Here is an 18,071-nt window from a genome sequence, read left to right as displayed (position 1 = left end):
GTGGCCACGGCAGCGCACCGTGCCCGCCGGGGCGGGCCGGCCGGTGGGCACGGGGGCGGAGGCGTACGTGCGTTCCATGCCGTCAGCTCATCCGCCGACCCCGACCAGGCTGACGGCCACCAGCCCCGACCATCGGTCACGATCCGGCAACGCGGCCTTCTAGCTGCCGTGGTCGGGGTCGTGGTCGGGCCGACCATGGCCCCGACCACGGACTTCGTGTCCCCATCGTGACCATGGTCGGGGTCTCGTGGTCGGTGGTCGGGTCGGGGCCGGCGGGTTTCCTCAAGGTCAGCAACATCCGTTCTGACCTGGGAGTTTGACCATGTCTCCTGGCAAGCAGGCCTCACAGAGCGAGGCTGCTGCTCCGATGGCGGCCGGTGCCCGGCTGGAGTCGATGCGGCGCCGCGTCCGGCTCTCGCGTGTGGCGGTGTTGACCGCCATCGCGGCCGGCCCCGTCGCCCTGTGCGTCGCCATCACCTCCACCCCGGCCACGGTCCAGGCAGCCACCCCGGCCAAGCCCACGGTCGTGCGCACCGCAGCTGCCGCCGACCCGGGTGGCTATGCAAAGCTGTTCCTCAGCGTCTGGCTGCGCAGCAGCGCGGACGACGCGACGAGTGCGCAGGCGCGGCTTGCGCAGTCACTCGCGCCGGAGGTCGACCTGCCCGACCCGGCAGCGGGTGCGCAGTCGGCGCCGCGGTCCGTGACGGCGGTGCGCAGTGCGCAGCGCGACGGCGGCGCGTGGTCGGTGACGGTGGCTGCGCAGTACGCCGACGGATCGGTGCGCTACTACGCCGTCCCGGTGGCCGCCGACCGGGCGGGGGCCTCGTTCACGGTGACCGGTGCGCCTGGCGTGGTGGCCGGCCCCGCCCGGGCCGAGGTGCCGAAGTCGGCGTACGGCGTGACCCTCCCGGAGGGTGATCTGTCCTCCGCCGTCGGGGAGTTCCTCGATGCATACCTGACCGGTGCCGGCGAGGTCGACCGCTACCTCGCGCCGGGGGTGAAGCTCACCGCCGTCTCCCCCGCCCCGTACACGGCGGTCACCGTCCAGCAGGTGTCCGCGATCGAGGAGGCCGCGGCCGCCGAACACGTGCCGGCCGACGGCACGAAGGTGCGCGTCCTGGCCCGGGTGGAAGCCCGGGACACCGGCGGCCGGTGGCCGCTGGCGTACGAGCTCACGCTCACGTCCCGTTCGGGCCGGTGGGAAGTCGCCGCGCTTCAGTCCGGGGCTGCTCGGGACGGGGGTGCCCGGTGAACACGATGCACAGCCTGGTGCTCGCCGGGCAGCTCAACGACCTCGGCGACTCCTGGATCACCATGTTCAAGGAGTGGGCGACCAAGGGGCTGCAGGCCGGTCTGGTCGTGCTCGTTGTCGTCGTCATCATGATCCAAAAATTCTCGTTGAAGGCGGGGATCGGCGCCCTGCTGCTGATGGTGATCGCGCTCGGGCTGTACAACTCCCGCGACAGCCTCGCGAACATGTTCGAGGACGAGGTGAAGAACCCGTCCAAAAGCGCACCCGCCGTCCCCGGCACCGTCCAGTCCGAACTCCCGACCTCCCTCAACCACTCGCCGGGCGTCGGAGGCCGGCTATGACCGCGGCCGCCGGCCGACCTACCGGGTGAAGCGGCCGAGCGCGAAAGGTGTGAGGTCGAGGGTGGTGGCGCCGTCCGTGACCAGTTCGGCGAGCGCCTCGCCGATCGCCGCAGAGTGCTTGAAGCCGTGGCCGGAGCAGGGAGAGGCGACCAGTACGCGCTCACGGCCCGGCAGGCGGTCGATGACGAACGCTCCGTCCGGCGTGACGGTGTACATGCACACCTGTGATCGCGCGGCGCGAGCGGATACCCCCGGCAGCCGGCCGCTGATCATGGCCTGGTGGAAGCCGGCCGCCTCGTCCGGGGCGACGGTGCGATCGAGCGCGTCCGGGTCGGGGGTGCGGTGGTCGAGCTGTCCGGTGGCCACCTTGACCGTCGCGCCGTCAACGGAGGGGAAGCCGTAGAAATACTCATCCGCCCGGCTCACCCCGTCCCAGATGAAGGTGGGGAAACGCCCGGGGGTGAAGTCCTGCCTGGAGCCCTCGATCTCGAACCAGTGCAGGACCTGACGGTAGACACCGAAGAGCCGGGCAAGGCCGGGATCGTCGAGCAGGCCCGCCAGCCAGCCTCCCGCGCACAGCACGACCTGGTCGGCCGTGTACGTGGCCGCGTCGGTGCGGACGGTGACGGCCGACGCCGCGGCCTCGACCGCGAGGACCCGCTCCCCGCGGTGCAGCTGCGCGCCGTACCGCTCTGCCAGCTCCAGTTGGGCGCTGATCGCGGCCTCGGGACGGACGAAGCCGCCGCCGGGCTCCAGCAGGCCCACGCGGGTGTCCTCCACGCGGAACTGCGGAAAGCGGTCCCGCAGCGCGGCGGCGTCCAGCAGCTCGTAGTCGATGCCGTAGGCGGCCGCAGCCCGCTCGTGGACGGCGAACGCCCCCGCGTCGGCGGCCTGGTCGGCCAGGTTCAGTACGCCGCACGCGGTGAGCACCGACACGCCGGTCTCCGCCTCGATGCGTCGCCACCACTCGTGGGAGCGCACCGCCAGCGGCGCGTACTCAGCGCCCTCCAGAGTCAGCCGGCGGGTGATCCGTGTCTCGCCGTGGCTGGAACCGAAGGTGTGCGGCGGGCTGTAGCGGTCGATGCCCAGCACGTCGACCCCGCGCCGCGCGAGTTGATGGACCGCGGCACTGCCCATCGCCCCCAGGCCGACCACGATCACGTCCATACCTGCCCCTGAGCACCCGCTTCCCTGCCTGGTGCCCACCCTACACATCGGGATCAGGCAGGCAATCGACCGCGGCGAGCGATCGACTCTTACGAGACGCTCCGGGCCGGCCGGACAAGAACCGGACCGCACGAATCTGGTGACGGTCCCGGCCAGACACCCGGCCCACCCCTTCCCGTCTTCCTGGCGGCTACGGAACCGAGTCTCTCCGACCCGGCAGCTCCCATGAGGCGGCTGAGGAGGCCCAAAGGGGAGATGTCAGCACCCCGACCACACCGCTTCAGGCTGCGGGGCCGGGAAGACAGTGGGTGACGCCGATGGCGCCGGTCCGGATACGACAGGCGACGGCTGCTTGGTGAGAGGCTGCAGCTCAGGCGGCAACCAGTGAGGTTGGATCCGACTGACGGCACGCAGGATCTCCTCCGAGAGAGGAGCGGTTAGCCTCCCGATCATGACAGACCCGGTTCATGAGGACGGTGCCCGCGACGAGCTGGCCGCGACACGGGCGGCGGTCGCGGGGATGGGGTGGCGGGTGGAATGGGCCACCGGCGGCCTGATCGGTGGGGCCGTCAGGGCGGTCGGCCATGCCGACTGGGTGCGGTCGGCCGCGACGGCGGTGGTCAACGGGCGCGCGGTCGCCGTCACCGGCGGCGACGACGAAGCCGTGCTGGTTCGGGACCTGGCAACCGGTGAGCAGATGGGCGACGCCCTGCCCGCCCGCGGCTCGGTGTGGGCGGTGGTGACGGCGATGGTGGACGGCCGCCCCGTTGCCGTTGTCGCCGATCCGTACGCGCTGGCGCAGTCGTGGGACCTGACCGGACGCCGGCCCCTGGCGGGACTCGTCGGCGGGGCGTGGACGGCAGCAACGGCCGTGGTGGACGGTCGTTCCGTGGTCCTCACCGGCGGAAGCGCTCCGCGGCTGCAGATGTGGGACCCGGCCACGGGCGAGCCCTTGGGTGCCCTCGCGGGGGATCCCTCGACGGGCCGCGTCGGCGCTGTGGGGGCGGTGGTGACGGCCGTGGTGGATGGCCACCCTAAGAGGTTCTAACAAAATGGAACATTTGCGCTAACCTGGAGATTCTGGTGCGGATCCGCTCTGGCCAGGAGGTGCGCGATGTCTCGCCCCAAACCCTGGGAGATCGACGACGCCCTGTGGGCGCTGATCGAGCCGCTGCTGCCGAAGATCGAACGCCGCTCCGATCATCCAGGCCGCAAGCGGCTGGACGACCGCCGTGTGCTGCAGGGCATCCTGTTCGTGCTGCACACCAATATCCAGTGGGAGTGGCTGCCGCAGGAGCTGGGTTTCGGCTCCGGGATGACCTGCTGGCGCCGGCTGCGGGACTGGAACGAGGCCGGTGTCTGGCACCAGTTGCAGGAGGTCCTGCTGGCGAAGCTGCACGGCGCCGACCAGCTGGACTTCTCCCGGGCCGCGATCGACTCCTCCCACGTGCGTGCCCTGCGGGGCGGCCCAAAACGGGCCCGAGTCCGGTCGACCGCGCCCGGCCGGGCTCGAAGCACCACCTGATCTGCGACGGGCGCGGCACTCCCCTGGCGGTGACGCTCACCGGCGGCAACCGCAACGACGTCACCCAGCTGGTCCCGCTGCTGCAGGCGGTCCCCGAGGTGCGGGGGCGCCGCGGGCGGCCCCGGCACCGGCCCCGGCGGCTGTACGCGGACCGCGGCTACGACCACGACCGCTACCGCCGCAAGGTTCGCACCCTGGGCATCACCCCGGTCATCGCCCGCCGCGGACAGCCCCATGGATCCGGACTGGGCATCCACCGCTGGGTAGTTGAACGCGGGTTCGCCTGGCTGCACGGCTTTCGCCACCTCAGGATCCGCTGGGAGCACCGCGACGACATCCACGAGGCCTTCCTGCAGCTCGCTACCTGCCTCATCCTGTACCGGCGCGTACGAGCACTCTGTTAGGACCTCTAAGGCCATCACTCTGCACGACGACAGCACTGCCCACGTATGGGACCTGACGGATCGTCGCCACGAGGGCCAGGTTCTGCCTCCGACTGGAGGCAGCCGCCAGCGGGTGTCGCTGACCGCCGCCGTGGTGGACGGCCGCTTGGTCGTCGTCACCAGCAGCTGGGACGGCCGGATTCAGGTGTGGGATGTGGCCACGCGCACGGGAGCGATGGGTCGTGCACCCCTAACCGGCCACACCGGTCCGGTGTGGGCCGTCGCCACGGCCGTGGTCGACGGCCGGCCGCTCGTGGTCACCGGCGGCGACGACCGGACGGTACGAATGTGGGACCTTGTCTCCCACCACCAGGTGGGCTCGGATTTGGTGTTCCCTTCGGAGGTGACCGCAGTGACCATGGCGCCCGACGGGCAGCTGGTGGTGGGGTTCGGCGGCGACATCGCGGTCCTGGTCCCACCGCCCGCTTGACCAAGCGGGCGACGCCCGCCACGGGCATGCGCGGGGCGGCAGACCACATACGGCCCGGCTGTCTCCTCTCAGGTGACAGAGACAGACTTCCTGCCAGGCTCCGCTTCGGATGAGGCTGCCAGGCGACGGACACATCTGCTCGGGATGGACCGCAGGTCAAGATCACTGACGTGAAGCGCCGTCAAAACTCGGGTTCTGGCTCAACTTCTGTGGACCGCGCACGCTGAGTGACGACTGGTGCCCTCATTGCGGCTCGGGAAGTTGCCCGGAAACAATTAGTGGCCAAAGTGGTGGGCTGATAGTTCGGGGCCGTGGAAGAGGCCGTGCTCCAGCTGAAGGAGCTGTTGTTCCCGTCGATCGCGGACGTCGTGGTGCGGTCGGTGGACGTGAGCATCGAGATAGTGCGCGTTGACGTGCAGTGCACGGCGAACGGCGCCGCGTGTCCGGGTTGTGGGACATGGTCAAGGCGGGTTCACGGCTCCTACCTGCGGTTTCCCGCTGACGTACCCGCCGCCGGACGAAGCGTTGTCCTGCGGCTGCAGGTCCGCCGGTTCACCTGTCAGAACTCCTCGTGCCCGCGACGCACCTTCGTCGAGCAGATACCCGGCCTGACCCGCAGGCACGGCCAGCGCACCGAGCGGCAGCGCTCCACCCTGGCCGCAGTCGGTCTCGCCCTGGCCGGCCGGGCCGGCGCCCGCTTGTCCCGCATTGTCGGGATGCCCGTCAGCCCGAGCACGGTCCTGCGCCTGGTCGACGCCCTTCCCGAGCCGGAGGCACCAACGCCGCGCGTGGTCGGCGTCGACGAGTACGCCACCCGCAAGGGCCGCCACTACGGCACCGTCCTCGTGGACGTCGAAACCCGCCAGCCCCTCGATCTGCTGCCCGACCGGGAGGCCTCCAGCCTGGCCGCCTGGCTTGCCCAACGGTCCAGCGTCGAGATCGTGTGCCGGGACCGGGCCCCATTCTTCGCCGAAGGCGCCGCCGCCGGGGCCCCGCAGGCCATCCAGGTCGCGGACCGGTGGCACCTGTGGCACAACCTCAGCGAGGCCGCCGAGCGGAGCGTCGCCCACTGCACGTCCTCGTCCCCACGGCTCCTGCACCCGAGTCCGAGCCCGCCCCGGCTGCGGACCCGTCCGGCTCGCCGTGGCCGCGAGGGCATCGGTTCGCCGACCGCACCCGGGCCCGGCACGCCGCCGTCCGCACCCTGCTGGAGGCCGGGCACAGCCGACGCTCGATCCAGCGGCAGCTCGGCATGACCTACCGCACCGTCAAGCAGCTCGCCGACGCCAAGACCGCGGAAGAGCTCTTCACGGGCCAGTGGCAGAACCGGCCCTCCGTTCTCGACGAGTACAAGACCTACCTTGACGACCGCTGGAGCAAGGGCTGCACCAACGACTGGAAACTGTGGGAGGAGATTGTTCCGCTCGGCTACAGGGGCAGCTACCAGCGCGTTCGCGCCTACCTGCATGAGAAGCGCACCTCGCCGCGGCCGGTGACGGCCAGGGCGCCCTCGCCCCGGGCCGTCACCGGATGGATCCTCCGCCGCCCCGAAAACCTCACCGAGACCGAGCAGCTCCAGCTCAAGACCGTCCGGACGCACTGCCCCGAACTCGACGCGCTCACCTCTCACGTCCGGTCTTTCGCGACCATGCTCACGGACCGCAAGGGTGAGTGCCTGCCGGAATGGCTCGCCGCGGTCCGGCAGGACGACCTGCCCAGCCTCCACACCCTCGCCGCAGGCATCGACCGCGACCGCGACGCCGTCATCGCCGGGCTCACTTTGCCCTGGAACTCGGGTCCGGTTGAAGGGCATGTCAACCGGATCAAGATGCTCAAGCGCCAGATGTTCGGCCGCGCGGGCTTCTCTCTCCTGCGCAAGCGTGTCCTGCTCTACAAGTGACTGGCGGGTCTCGTCTCACTCCTTTGGTTCGTACCCGTCATCGATCACGCTAGGAGCCACGCCGAGAATCAAGTTTTCGAGGGCTCGCGGCATCGGTCCGAAGCTGGCTATCCAGGTCTCGACCAGGTAGATCTCGCTTACCTCGTCGATAGCCAAGAAGAATCGGCCGTGATCAAGCTCACCAAGCGGAAAGAGCCGACGACCTATCGACTCGCCCCACTCCAGAAACCGGTCTTCCTCGCTGTCCCATGCCAGCGCTGGATCCAGCTCGAACGGCTCACGCGCGCGGCTGACCCCTGGCCCGCTGATGTTCACCGTCAAACCGCCGAACTCGCGCAAAAACCTCTCCGCAGCGTCGTGCATCGACAAGCCGGTGCGCTCGAACATAACTCGCCAGCGGCCCGTGTCCACCTTCCGTCCAGGTGTCCAGCCTGACGCTTGCAAGACCTTACACACCTTTGATGACCAACTGCTCATTTTGCGGCCAACTCCCAACTACAGATGGGGAAGTGATCATCTCACCGGCCTGCGTCAGAGAACACTGTGTGACCGCACCACAGAAGTTGAGCCAGAACCAAAACTCGTGAACATTCATCGCTCCAGTGATCGCCAACTGCTGCTCGAACTCGTCGACAAACGCTGTCACTGAAGATGAACGAAGCCACCCACCACATCTACCAGGACCCGCGCGCGGACACACCAAAGCAGCAGCTCCTGCGGGTCCCGCGAAGGTCAACGGTGCCTGGTCTTCAGCAGCATGACCACGAGGGCCACAAACAGAATCGCGAACATGATGGCGAACCACGGGAAGAGTCCTTCCGCTCCGGCCGCTGTGCAGAGGATCTTTCCGCATACGAAGTTCATTGGGATCGCCTACTTCTGGAACGCCCGTTTTGTGGCTCCAGTCAGCGGAAACGACAGATTCCGTGGTTCCGGGTATCTATCGCCCCCCCACTGTCATTGAACACCCGGGAACTCCAGCACGCTCGCACGGTCAGGGACCGGCTTTCCGTCACCTCACGAACCGTATTTCGTCGGTAACCCCGCACCCGCGGGGAATGGTCCCTCGCGAAGGCAGTCGATCCGCACCTCGTGCAGCTGCTCCCCGCACCCGCGGGGATGGTCCCTGCACGGTCAGGAGGCGGCCGCATCGAGGATGCCGGCGAGTTCGGCGGGCGCCGACAGCATCGGCCAGTGTCCGGTGGGCAGGTCGAAGCGCCGCCACGGCGGCTGGTTCAGGAAGGCCAGCATCGGCACCCCGGCATCCAGCAGGCCCGTGAAGTCATGGCAGGCAACCAGGACACGGTCCACACCGGAACCGAGCTCGGCCGGGCCGGCAAGGCGCTGAGTGTAGGTGCCGAACGGCTGAGGGGTGGCACGCGCGCGCAGAACGTCCCGCCGGCCCTCATCGAGCCCGTCAAGGCTGCTGGACAGGCCCACGACCTCGAAGGGCGGCATCGGCAGCCGCCACCCGTCGCCGGATGCGGCAACCTGGTGATGCAGCTGGTCCGCTGCCTTTGGTGGCATGAGGTCCAGCATGCACATGCCCACGGCGAACGGGGCGCTGTCCACATAGACCACGCGCTCCAGCCGGTCGCCGAGACGTCCGGCTGCCCCGGTCACCGGGACAGCCGCATAGCTGTGGGCGACCAGCGTGACGCCGCGCAGATCGTTTCGCCCAACGAATTCGGTGATATCCGCGATGTGCGTGTCCAGGTCCGTCAGGGGTCCGCCCTGGTCGGCGCGCTCGGCCAAACCCGTCAGCGTCAGCGGCAGCGCCCTGTGGCCGCGCTCCCGCAGAGCGCGGGCGGTGTCTTCCCAGGCCCACGCCCCGAGCCAGGCGCCGGGAACGAGTACGAAGGTGGCCATGTGATCTCCCAGAAGTGAGGTCCTGCGGGGAGCGTAGAGTCAATACAGGACAGATCCCGCCCTGAAATGCCGAGTCATCCATGTCGCATCCCCTGACCCGTGTGCTGACCCTGCTGGAACTCCTCCAGTCACACGCCCAGCTCACCGGGGCGCAGCTGGCCGACCGCCTGGGCACCGACGTCCGCACGGTGCGCCGGTACATCGCCCACCTGCGGGAACTGGGCATCCCCGTGGAGGCCGAACGCGGCCGCTACGGCGGCTACCGACTGGCCCGCGGTTACCGGATGCCGCCCCTGGTCCTCACCAACGACGAGGCTCTCGCCGTCGTCCTGGGCCTGCTGGCCGCGGAACGTCTGGGCATGGGCACGGCCGCGCCGGCCAGTGCCGGTGCCTTGGCCAAGATCGAGCGGGTGCTCCCGCACGCCCTGCGCGAACCGCTGGCCGCCATGCGGGAGACCCTCTCGTTCACCGCCAACGCCGTCATCGGGCAGGCACCCGGAACCGGCGTCCTGCTGGCCCTGGCCCAGGCCTCCCGCGCCCGCACGACCGTCGGCATCAGCCACCAGTCCTGGCGCCAGGAGCGCACCGAACGCGACATCGACCCCTACGGCGTGGTCTTCCACACCGGCCGCTGGTACGTCGTCGGCCACGACCACCTCCGCGCCAGCCTGCGGACCTTCCGCATCGACCGCATCGCCTCCGTCACCCCCCGAACCCACCGCTTCACCGCCCCGGACGGCTTCGACCCCGTCACCCACCTGGCCTCGACCCTGGCAAAGGGGCCCTACCGCTGGCAGGTCGAGGTGACGATCCACGGCCCCCTCGATGCGATCGCCCGCCGGCTGCCCCGCTCAGCCGTCACCCTCACCGCCCAGCCCACCGGCGTCCTCATGCACGCACGGGCGGAACGGCTGGACGGCATGGCACACCTGCTCGCCTCCCTGGAATGGCCCTTCACCATCCACCACCCCGACGAGCTACGACAGGCCCTCAAAACCCTGGCCGACCAGCTCACCGCAGCCGCCCAACGAAAACCGGAAGAACTGCCGCAGTAGCGACCCACCGTTCGGAAAAGCTGCTCCTGCTCGCTGTGCGTGCTCGCCTCGAAGCGTGACCTGCTGCCGGCCATCGCCCGGCGCCCCAGGCTCGCCGACCCGTATGCGCTGGTCGAACACGGCCGGGGCGACACCTTCCGCACCGACTGGCGCATCACCGACCTGATCGAGGCCGGCCGCCGGCCCCCCGCGCCTGAGCCCGGCATCATCTACCCCGACGACGGCCCCGACATGGACCTGCTGGAGCAGCGGGTCCGCCGCGCCCTGCAGCAGCCGCCCCGCAAGGCGGCCGGCCTCGCCGCCCACCACGCCTCCGCCTGTGACGGCTGCAGCCGGCCACCACCTTCCGCCCCCTCTTTCTCACCGCCCCCAGGGAGGCATACTGCTCATGATGACGACCACCCAGCGCCTCCTCGACCTCGCCGCCGCCGCACCGGCCAGCCACGACGCCGACCTGCTGCCGCTCCTGCGCGAGGCCAACGAGCTGTACCAGCAGGGCCTCGAGGACCTGCGCCAGGCCGTCACAGCGCGCTTCGGCGACCTGCCCACCGCCGGCCTCGTCGCGGCGACGGCCGCGGCCGTCCTGCCCGGCGACGCTTGCCTGGACCGCGGCGAGCTGCTCCTGCTGCTGACCCTGGCCGAGTGGGAGCTCACCCCGGCCGCCATGGCCTACTCGGACATGGCCGAGGACGCCGCCCGCCGCGGTGTCTGCCTCATCCCGGAGACGTGAGAAGACAGCCCGCCGCCCGGAAAACCCGGCCGGGCGGGCTGGGCCGCGCCCCCAAACTCCTGCCATTATAAGAAGTAGGGGCCGGGCAGGCCGGCTCTCCTCCCCACAGGACGGATGTGCGCCATGACCCCGCGCCGTGAGCCGCGCCTGGCCGACGCTGCCGAGATCGCGGCCGAGCAGGACCTCTCCCCCGCGCGGATCAGCATGCTCTACAACGACCGCGCCGCAAACGGCTTCCCCGAGATCGCCGGCACGCGCGGCCGCGCCCGCCTGTGGGACCACGCCGAGGTCACCGCCTGGTTCGCCAACCGCCAGGGCGCCCGGCTGCGCACGCACACGCCGCCCCAGCGCGATCCGGAGGACCTGCTGAACGCGGCGGAGGCCTCGAGGTTCCTGGGCTACAAGAACCCCAACCAGGTCACCACCTATGTGCGCGACCACCCCGGGTACTTCCCCGACCCGGACGCCGTCGAGGAACTCGGCACCCCCGCCAACCCCTACCGGCGGCAGCTGTGGCGGGTGCAGACGCTGCTGGACTGGATGGCCACCCGCCCCGGCCGCGGCAAACGCACCGGCACCCAGCGCACCGCCCCCGCCCTCCCCGACGTTCCCGCCGACGGCGACCCCGACGAACTCCTGGGCGCCACACAGGCGGCCGCCCTGCTCGGCTTCAAGAGCGTCAACTCCTTCTCCAGCAGCCTCTCCCAGGGCAACCTGCCCCTGCTGCAAACCCCCGACGCACTCACCGAGAAGGGCGGCCGCCGACGCTGGACACGCCGACGCATCCTCGAACAGGCCACCCAACGCAGTCCCCGAAGGTAGAAACCGGCGGTGCACACCCCGGCGCCCACCGCCCCCACAGCGCGGCACCCGGCATGGGCTCGACGGCCCCCTGCGGGCCGGATGCCGCAGGCGATGGCCGGCACGGCATGGCCCGCCACCACACCCCGCAGCAGCACACACCGCCGCGGACCGGCCATCGCCGCACCTCCAAGCGCGCGGCTGGCAGGCACCAAGCTCACACGAGCCGCAGGTGTGAACACCCCCGCGTCGGCGGCAAGGGCCACGTGACGGTCGGCCAGGGTGCTCGATTCGACGGAACACCCCTGGGGTAGATAACCAAGGACCGGCTTTCCTGGGATCTACTGCTGCTGCTTTGCGTACCACACGAAGGCTGCCCAGGATGCCGGCAGAACACAGACGACCTCAGCGCCAGTTGGTGTCGTGGCTGAGGCGGTGGTGGTGGGCGTCGTACTGGTCGACCGCGGTGATGGTCTGTCCGTTCGGGATGGGTGCGGCCCAGGCGCGGTAGGTGGTGCCGGGGACGGTGACCGTGGTGGCCTTCACCCGGGTGCCGTCGGAGAGGGAGACCACGCCGTAGGCGACGTTCGCCTCGGGGTTGGACACCATCAGCCGGCTGCCGCTGAGGCCCTTGTCGTGCAAGCCCCACAGCCCCATTCCCCCTGAGGGGCGGGGGTCGTGTGTGCCGGTGACGGGCTGGCAGTCCGCCCAGGGGCCGCCTTGGTGGTCGATGCGGACGCCGCCGATGAACATGCGCTGGCACAACAGCGATGTGCCCGGCGCCGTGGTCCCGTCGGGAAGCGTGGGCAGGGCGTAGCCCTGGGGCAGCGTCCGGTGGAACTCCAACGCCACCGACCAACGGTGCCCGTCTGTCGTCCCCTCGGCCACCCGGACACTGACCGTGCTGGGAGTTGGGGTGAAGGTGGGGCTCGCTGCGGGCGAGGGCTGGCGGGCAGGGCCGACGGCACTAGGCAGTGGCTTTGGGAACGGAATTGCCAGGCCGAGGGCGAGGACGCAGGTGGCACTGGCCACGGCAGCCGCGGCCCGGCGGCGTTTCCTGCGGGCGCGCGCGGCGGTCAGGATCTGGTCGACGGGGGCCTGGGACGAGGGGTAGGCGTCGCGTGACCGGGCGAAGGCGGCGCGTAGCCAGTCTTCTTGGTCGTGGTCGGGAGTCATCGTGCCTCTGCAGGGCGGCTGGGTAGGTAGTTGCGGGCGAGAGTCGAACGGCTGCGCAGTTTGGCCAAGGCCCGGGACGCCTGGCTCTTCACGGTGCCGACTGAACAGCCAAGGACGTCTGCCACTTCCTCGACGGACAGGTCCTCGCAGTAGCGCAGCACTACGACCGCCCGCTGTCGCTCGGGCAGGTCGGCGAGCTCGCGGGCCAGGGCGTCGTACACGTCCACGCTCCCGACACCCGCCCCGTCGTCGTGGGTGGGGCGGGTGTCGGGCAGTGATGGGAGAAGGAGGTGGGTGATCCTGCGGCGGCGATGCCGGCTGCGGTTGGTGTTGACCAGTGCACGCCGAACGTAGTGTTCGGCGCGCTCTGGCTCCAGTCGCTGCCAGTGCGGGTACACCTTCGCCAGCGTCGTCTGCACCAGGTCTTCCGCCTCGTGGAAGTCGCCGGTGAGCAGGTACGCGGTGTGGGTCAGGGCCCGCCAGCGGGCGGCGACGAACCGGGTGAACTCCGAGTCCGGTCCGTTGTCCGCGGCCCTGCGGTCACTTGGCTGCACGGTAGGAGGTGCCCGTCCTTCGTCTGGGTGGTCAGCGCCAGTTGGTGTCGTGGCTGAGGCGGTGGTGGTGGGCGTCGTACTGGTCGACCGCGGTGATGGTCTGTCCGTTCGGGATGGGTGCGGCCCAGGCGCGGTAGGTGGTGCCGGGGACGGTGACCGTGGTGGCCTTCACCCGGGTGCCGTCGGAGAGGGAGACCACGCCGTAGGCGACGTTCGCCTCGGGGTTGGACACCATCAGCCGGCTGCCGCTGAGGCCCTTGTCGTGCAAGCCCCACAGCCCCATTCCCCCTGAGGGGCGGGGGTCGTGTGTGCCGGTGACGGGCTGGCAGTCGGCCCAGGGGCCGCCTTGGTGGTCGATGCGGACGCCGCCGATGAACATGCGCTGGCACAACAGCGATGTGCCCGGCGCCGTGGTCCCGTCGGGAAGCGTGGGCAGGGCGTAGCCCTGGGGCAGCGTCCGGTGGAACTCCAACGCCACCGACCAACGGTGCCCGTCCACCCGGCCCTTGCCGATCACCTGCGTGACCACCTGTGGCACCTGCTGGTGAGCGGAAGCAGACCGCTTGGCAACGACGGAGACGGGTGCGGACACCGGGTGGGCGGTCGGGCCCGACGCCGTCGCGACCGCGGAGGCACCGAACGAGATCCCTCCGAGCGCGGCGACCGCGACGGCCGCTATGGCTGCCTTCCTGGCAAAACTGAGAGCCACGGAGCTTTTCTCCTTCAAAGCTGCCGCCCGACACCACGCCGGGCGGTCCTCGACGGCCGGCGCGCTGGGCCCGCGTGCCGACCTGCCGCGACCACCAGGAGCGGTGGCCGCGGCTTGGACATCCGCTCGTAGGTACTCCCAAACACTCACGGCGGGTTGCACGCCCGCGCAACATCGGTTCGCAGCATCCCTGCACGCTTACTGACTTCGGCGCTTCGGGGTCAGGGTGGGACGTCGCCGCCACCCACCTCGACCTGATCACCTGCCCGGCCGAGGAACTCCGCTTCGTCGGGGACCTCGCGGACGGCCGGCTCGCCGCGGCAGCACAGGACAAACCCCTGCGGATCTGGGAGCGACTCCAGGGAGGCCGCGCTGCCAGCCGCTGCGGGCGTACGGTGATCGGCTCGCCGACCACACCGTTTTAGGCCTGGTGACCTGCGGCGCTGCGAGACCGGCGGGAAGACTCGCGCAAGAGATGCCGCAAGAAATCCTGCAGCAGATGCCGCAGGAGATCGCGCAAGAGATGTTGCCGATGATCTGGGTGGCGTCGATGTCGGCGGCAAGATGGGTGAGCGCGGACAGCAGCGCCACGCGGGCGAGGACTTTGGGCGGCAGAAAGCCGGCGATGCGGTCGTGGGCGGCGAGGTCGGCGCAAGGGGCCGCACCGGGTCGAGTGCATGAGGGGCGGTGGGTGGTCAGCCGGGCGTGGATCAGGAATCTGACCGGGGCGTCGGCTGCAACGGTCGCCCGCTGGTACGCTCAGCGCCATGAACAGCCCGCAGAGCAACATCATCCGGAGGTGGCGCGCACGGTGGGTCACACGCACTACTTCGACCAGCAGGCCATCGAGGCGTTCTGGGCCGCACGACGCGAGGACGTGGACACCGCTCTGCTGGGCAGGGACCGGGCGCGAACTACGCGACCAGGCCGTCGCACTCGCTCTCGAAGCGCTGCGCGAGGCCGGCGGATACCGCTGCGGGCTCGCCGCCCACCTCGCGCGTGAACACGGCGGTGTCGCGCGAGGTGGGCGGCGCGCCGTCACCGAAGCCCGCACCCTGCTCGAGCAAGAGGACACCGGGCCGGCGGGCGCTGCGCCCTGACACCGCGCCCGCCGGCCCCCTGCCCCGGCTCTCGATGCGCCGGGGCGCCCGGCGCTGCGCGGAGGCGGCCGCCGACGCGCAAGGGACGCCAGGCGCGCCCCGATCCCCCGGCGGCACGCCCGCCCGTTCCGCCCGCCGTCCCCTGTCACCTGTTCTTTTTCTGTTCCGGGGCGAGCGCGGGGGTGTGCAGAGGGGAATGTCGGCCTGCCGGCCACGGCCACTGTGGTGTGGTGACCTGCGGTTCCTACGCCAACGCGCGGCCGGGGTGCGGTGTGTTGTGGGAGGGGTTGTCGGCTGGGTTGTCGGCCCGGTCGGCGGGGGTGTTGTCGCTTCGTGACCGTGGTCGGGCCGTCGTGGCCGGTGCTCTGGTCGGGGGCCTCGGCTGCTGCTCCGGCTCCTACGCGCGGCACCTGAAGGACGGCGCCGCACCGAAGGGATGCGGGAGCGGGACGGGCGATGACGGATGTAGACGCGGGCGGCGGCGATCGGCTGGGACGGGGGTCAAGCTAAGTACCTCGTTTGAGACGAACTGGGGGCGTCCTGCCCGACAGGCATCGCCCCAGTCCCCGACGTCGAGTAGCGGCAAGTTCTCAGCCATCCGTGCAACGGCTCACGGCGCGGTTCCGGTAGGTGGACCCGGCGGGATGTCCGGGTGCCGGGTGGACTTGGTCGTTCGCCACAACAACGGGCAGCGCAGGGCCGTCACTGTCAGACCGAGCAGCCATACGGCTACCAGGCCGACCGTCACAGCGAGAGACCGTTGGCCATGGTCCGTCGCGAACACTGAAGGAGCTGCCGCTCCCAGAGCGAGCACGGCAACCCCCGGGTCTCCGCCGGCACGGGGGCAGGCCAAGTAACCTGTCCGAGGGCAGCTCATGGCCCACGGTGATCGCGCCGGCTGACGGCTGACGCGGCCACTTCCAGGGTCAGGTGCCACGGGTAGGTCTCCGGCCGGCCCTGGCCCGGCATGGCCTCGGCCACAACCCGCTGATGAACTTGTCAGTGATCGCGAGCAGCCATTGCTTCGCCACAGAAAAATTCGATCGAAAGGGCTGAACGCCGTCGCTAGCCTACGGCGGATGGAAATCCGGGCGTTCGAGGAACATGACTGGCCGCAGGTCTGGCCGATCATCGAGCAGATTGTCCGTAAGGGAGATACCTTCTGTTACGACCCCCTCCAGACTGAAGCGCAGGCACACGACATGTGGGTGGTACCGTCCCCGGGACACGTCGTGGTGGCCGTAGAGGACCAGCGAGTGCTTGGCACCTCGAACATGTATCCCAATCGGCCCGGTCCCGGTTCCCACATCGCTAGCGGCAACTTCATGGTGGCCTCTGAAGCGCGCGGCCAAGGTGTCGGTCAAGCACTGGGCGAGTATCTGCTCAACTGGGCCTCGACCTGCGGCTTTGCCGGCGTCCAGTTCAACGCGGTCGCGGCCTCGAACACGCCCGCCGTCAGACTGTACGAGCGCCTCGGGTTCACCATCATCGGCACCGTCCCGGGTGCGTTTCGGCATCCGACGCTGGGTCCGGTCGGACTGCACGTCATGTATCACGACCTGGGCACCTGACCCTATTCGTACCGGTCGATCAGCCGGTCCCCCACGCTCATGGCTCGGTGAGAGCCAAGCAGCCATGAGACCTGCCCACGCTCATGAGCCGCGAGAACTGCGCGCCCCGGAACCTCCAGGCCGAGCCCATGAAGCTGGGTCACATGGCAACCGAGACCCGCAGGCGCTGGCGGTACTGGCCCCGTAGTGCTGCAAAACCCCTTCACAGCGGCTGACCTCGGGTGATGCGCCCGGCCGGACGACCATCCGGCATGATCGGGTCTCGTGCTCGTACGGATGATCTACCTGTTCGCTACGCGGATCTTCGCGTGGCTCGCCCTGCTGGGCCGATCCTCCGCCGCAAAGAACGTCGAGATATTGATCTTGCGGCACGAGGTCGCCGTGCTCCGCCGCCAGGTCGCCGCACCGAAGCCCACCTGGCCGGACCGCGCACTGCTTGCCGCACTCGCCCGGCTGCTGCCCCGATTGCTGGGCGGGCACCGGATCGTCTCCCCGCGCACCCTGCTGACCTGGCATCAGCGGCTGGTCAGGGAGAAATGGAGCCAGCCGCCCTCGCCGGGTCGACCACCGATACCCGACGAGCTACGCGACCTGATCATCAGGCTTGGCACCGAGGACCCCCGCTGGGGCGCACGCCGCGTCCACGGCGAGCTGCGCCGACTTGGCCACAAGGTCAGCGCCGCGACCATCCGCCGCGTCCTGCGCGAAGCCGGCCTCGGCCCGGCACCGCGACGACAACCAGCCGGCCGAGAGTGGACCGCATTCCTCAAGACCCAGGCCCACGGCCTGCTCGCGACCGACTTTTTCCATGTGGACACCATCGGCCTGCAGCGGCTGTACGCCCTGTTCGTCATGGAGGTCCGCACCCGCACCGTCCACATCCTCGGCGTCACCGCCCACCCCACCGCCGCCCGGGCCACCCGGCAGGCCAGACAGCTCCTGTGGCAACTCGACGACCGAGTCTCGGACTTCACCCACCTGATCCGCGACCGAGATGCGAAGTTCACTGCCGCCTTCGACGCCGTCTTCGTCAGCGAGGACATCACCGTTGCCAAGATCCCGCCGAGGAGCCCGGACTGCAACCCGCACGCCGAACGCTTCGTCCGCTCCGCACGGGAGGAGTGCACCGACCGGTTCCTGATCTACGGCCACGGCCACGCCGAGAAGATCCTCCACGAGTACGCGACCCACTTCAACCGACATCGGCCTCACCAAGGCCGAGATCAGCTTGCTCCCCTCGACGACCCGAAGGTCATCCCCTTCCCCACGGCCCGAATCCAACGCCGACAAGCCGTCGCCGGCCTCATCAACGAGTACCGCCCGGCAAGCTGACCACCCGAGACCGACGCAGTTCAGAAGCCGTGAAGCCATTTTGAAGCGGTACGGACCCCGACACCAGCCTGTGCGTCTACACCACCGAACCGGACTCCCCCTCCTGGCGCGCACTC

19 protein-coding genes are annotated in these 18,071 nt (G+C 70.0%); 12 read left to right on the top strand and 7 right to left on the bottom strand.

The window, feature by feature from the left end:
- Window positions 1-322: 322 nt before the first annotated feature.
- Window positions 323-1,252 (top strand): conjugal transfer protein, encoded by a 930-nt coding sequence (locus ACX25U_RS38970; RefSeq protein ID WP_454387117.1) that lies wholly within the window; start codon window positions 323-325, stop codon window positions 1,250-1,252.
- Window positions 1,249-1,593, top strand: a complete 345-nt coding sequence (locus tag ACX25U_RS38965; RefSeq protein ID WP_454387115.1) for a hypothetical protein — start codon at window positions 1,249-1,251, stop codon at window positions 1,591-1,593. The genes ACX25U_RS38970 and ACX25U_RS38965 overlap by 4 nt, the downstream gene beginning before the upstream one ends.
- Before the next feature lie 18 nt (window positions 1,594-1,611).
- On the opposite strand, the gene solA is transcribed toward ACX25U_RS38965, so the two are convergent.
- Complete coding sequence (gene solA / locus ACX25U_RS38960) at window positions 1,612-2,760, bottom strand: N-methyl-L-tryptophan oxidase (protein WP_454387113.1); 1,149 nt, start codon at window positions 2,758-2,760, stop codon at window positions 1,612-1,614.
- A 451-nt stretch (window positions 2,761-3,211) separates the two neighbouring features.
- On the opposite strand from solA, the gene ACX25U_RS38955 reads away from it, so the two are divergent.
- From ACX25U_RS38955 to ACX25U_RS38935, 5 genes are all read left to right on the top strand, one after another.
- Window positions 3,212-3,808 (top strand): hypothetical protein, encoded by a 597-nt coding sequence (locus ACX25U_RS38955; protein ID WP_454387111.1) that lies wholly within the window; start codon window positions 3,212-3,214, stop codon window positions 3,806-3,808.
- A 66-nt stretch (window positions 3,809-3,874) separates the two neighbouring features.
- Window positions 3,875-4,689, top strand: a protein-coding gene (locus ACX25U_RS38950) for an IS5 family transposase (protein ID WP_454382190.1) whose coding sequence is annotated in 2 segments (ribosomal slippage) — window positions 3,875-4,232 and window positions 4,232-4,689 — 816 coding nt in all. Because the reading frame shifts where the segments join, the coding sequence is not laid out codon by codon here.
- A gap of 112 nt (window positions 4,690-4,801) precedes the next feature.
- Complete coding sequence (locus ACX25U_RS38945; protein ID WP_454387109.1) at window positions 4,802-5,158, top strand: WD40 repeat domain-containing protein; 357 nt, start codon at window positions 4,802-4,804, stop codon at window positions 5,156-5,158.
- Between the two features lie 311 nt (window positions 5,159-5,469).
- Window positions 5,470-6,414: an ISL3 family transposase gene (locus tag ACX25U_RS38940; protein WP_454387107.1), complete on the top strand. Its 945-nt coding sequence runs from the start codon at window positions 5,470-5,472 to the stop codon at window positions 6,412-6,414.
- Complete coding sequence (locus ACX25U_RS38935; RefSeq protein WP_454387105.1) at window positions 6,411-7,058, top strand: transposase; 648 nt, start codon at window positions 6,411-6,413, stop codon at window positions 7,056-7,058. Before ACX25U_RS38940 ends, ACX25U_RS38935 begins: the two co-directional genes overlap by 4 nt.
- A gap of 15 nt (window positions 7,059-7,073) precedes the next feature.
- Here ACX25U_RS38935 and ACX25U_RS38930 read toward each other — a convergent pair whose 3' ends face one another.
- Together ACX25U_RS38930 and ACX25U_RS38925 are read right to left on the bottom strand one after the other, a co-directional pair.
- On the bottom strand, window positions 7,074-7,535 hold the full coding sequence (locus ACX25U_RS38930) for an SUKH-3 domain-containing protein (protein WP_454387103.1): 462 nt from the start codon (window positions 7,533-7,535) through the stop codon (window positions 7,074-7,076).
- Window positions 7,536-8,192: 657 nt separating this feature from the next.
- The gene (locus ACX25U_RS38925) at window positions 8,193-8,927 is read right to left on the bottom strand and encodes an alpha/beta fold hydrolase (RefSeq protein ID WP_454387101.1); all 735 of its coding nucleotides are present in this window, start codon (window positions 8,925-8,927) and stop codon (window positions 8,193-8,195) included.
- A gap of 80 nt (window positions 8,928-9,007) precedes the next feature.
- Here ACX25U_RS38925 and ACX25U_RS38920 point away from each other — a divergent pair, with 80 nt between their 5' ends.
- The 3 genes from ACX25U_RS38920 (at window position 9,008) to ACX25U_RS38910 (ending at window position 11,534) form a co-directional block, all read left to right on the top strand.
- Window positions 9,008-9,982: a helix-turn-helix transcriptional regulator gene (locus tag ACX25U_RS38920; protein ID WP_454387100.1), complete on the top strand. Its 975-nt coding sequence runs from the start codon at window positions 9,008-9,010 to the stop codon at window positions 9,980-9,982.
- A 388-nt stretch (window positions 9,983-10,370) separates the two neighbouring features.
- Window positions 10,371-10,712 (top strand): hypothetical protein, encoded by a 342-nt coding sequence (locus ACX25U_RS38915; RefSeq protein ID WP_454387098.1) that lies wholly within the window; start codon window positions 10,371-10,373, stop codon window positions 10,710-10,712.
- Between the two features lie 123 nt (window positions 10,713-10,835).
- A complete protein-coding gene (locus ACX25U_RS38910; protein ID WP_454387096.1) occupies window positions 10,836-11,534 on the top strand; it encodes a hypothetical protein in 699 nt (232 codons plus the stop codon).
- 384 nt (window positions 11,535-11,918) lie between these two features.
- Here the strand turns inward: ACX25U_RS38910 and ACX25U_RS38905 are convergent, their stop codons facing one another.
- The 4 genes from ACX25U_RS38905 to ACX25U_RS38890 all read right to left on the bottom strand — a co-directional run bounded on the left by ACX25U_RS38905 (window position 11,919) and on the right by ACX25U_RS38890 (window position 15,019).
- Window positions 11,919-12,689 carry a hypothetical protein gene (locus tag ACX25U_RS38905; protein WP_454387095.1) on the bottom strand — a complete coding sequence of 257 codons (771 nt, stop codon included), beginning with the start codon at window positions 12,687-12,689 and terminating at the stop codon, window positions 11,919-11,921.
- Entirely contained in the window at window positions 12,686-13,243 is a 558-nt protein-coding gene (locus ACX25U_RS38900; protein WP_454387093.1) for a SigE family RNA polymerase sigma factor, read from the bottom strand. The genes ACX25U_RS38905 and ACX25U_RS38900 overlap by 4 nt, the downstream gene beginning before the upstream one ends.
- Window positions 13,244-13,274: 31 nt before the next feature.
- Window positions 13,275-13,952 carry a hypothetical protein gene (locus ACX25U_RS38895; protein ID WP_454387091.1) on the bottom strand — a complete coding sequence of 226 codons (678 nt, stop codon included), beginning with the start codon at window positions 13,950-13,952 and terminating at the stop codon, window positions 13,275-13,277.
- A gap of 914 nt (window positions 13,953-14,866) precedes the next feature.
- Complete coding sequence (locus tag ACX25U_RS38890; RefSeq protein ID WP_454387089.1) at window positions 14,867-15,019, bottom strand: hypothetical protein; 153 nt, start codon at window positions 15,017-15,019, stop codon at window positions 14,867-14,869.
- A 1,112-nt stretch (window positions 15,020-16,131) separates the two neighbouring features.
- On the opposite strand from ACX25U_RS38890, the gene ACX25U_RS38885 reads away from it, so the two are divergent.
- Complete coding sequence (locus ACX25U_RS38885; protein WP_454387088.1) at window positions 16,132-16,623, top strand: N-acetyltransferase family protein; 492 nt, start codon at window positions 16,132-16,134, stop codon at window positions 16,621-16,623.
- 264 nt (window positions 16,624-16,887) lie between these two features.
- Complete coding sequence (locus ACX25U_RS38880) at window positions 16,888-17,955, top strand: integrase core domain-containing protein (RefSeq protein ID WP_454387086.1); 1,068 nt, start codon at window positions 16,888-16,890, stop codon at window positions 17,953-17,955.
- Window positions 17,956-18,071 lie beyond the last annotated feature (116 nt).

The organism is Streptomyces sp. JNUCC 63 (assembly GCF_054366325.1).
The sequence above is the reverse complement of the archived record's forward strand: the minus strand, read 5'-3'. Positions and strand labels throughout refer to the sequence as shown.

Bases quoted from the DNA above. Each gene is read 5' to 3' on its own strand.
- ACX25U_RS38970 (WP_454387117.1), top strand. From the start codon at position 323: ATGTCTCCTGGCAAGCAGGCCTCACAGAGCGAGGCTGCTGCTCCGATG.
- solA (WP_454387113.1), bottom strand. From the start codon at position 2,760: ATGGACGTGATCGTGGTCGGCCTGGGGGCGATGGGCAGTGCCGCGGTC.
- ACX25U_RS38955 (WP_454387111.1), top strand. From the start codon at position 3,212: ATGACAGACCCGGTTCATGAGGACGGTGCCCGCGACGAGCTGGCCGCG.
- ACX25U_RS38935 (WP_454387105.1), top strand. From the start codon at position 6,411: ATGACCTACCGCACCGTCAAGCAGCTCGCCGACGCCAAGACCGCGGAA.
- ACX25U_RS38930 (WP_454387103.1), bottom strand. From the start codon at position 7,535: ATGAGCAGTTGGTCATCAAAGGTGTGTAAGGTCTTGCAAGCGTCAGGC.
- ACX25U_RS38925 (WP_454387101.1), bottom strand. From the start codon at position 8,927: ATGGCCACCTTCGTACTCGTTCCCGGCGCCTGGCTCGGGGCGTGGGCC.
- ACX25U_RS38920 (WP_454387100.1), top strand. From the start codon at position 9,008: ATGTCGCATCCCCTGACCCGTGTGCTGACCCTGCTGGAACTCCTCCAG.
- ACX25U_RS38915 (WP_454387098.1), top strand. From the start codon at position 10,371: ATGATGACGACCACCCAGCGCCTCCTCGACCTCGCCGCCGCCGCACCG.
- ACX25U_RS38910 (WP_454387096.1), top strand. From the start codon at position 10,836: ATGACCCCGCGCCGTGAGCCGCGCCTGGCCGACGCTGCCGAGATCGCG.
- ACX25U_RS38905 (WP_454387095.1), bottom strand. From the start codon at position 12,689: ATGACTCCCGACCACGACCAAGAAGACTGGCTACGCGCCGCCTTCGCC.
- ACX25U_RS38885 (WP_454387088.1), top strand. From the start codon at position 16,132: ATGGAAATCCGGGCGTTCGAGGAACATGACTGGCCGCAGGTCTGGCCG.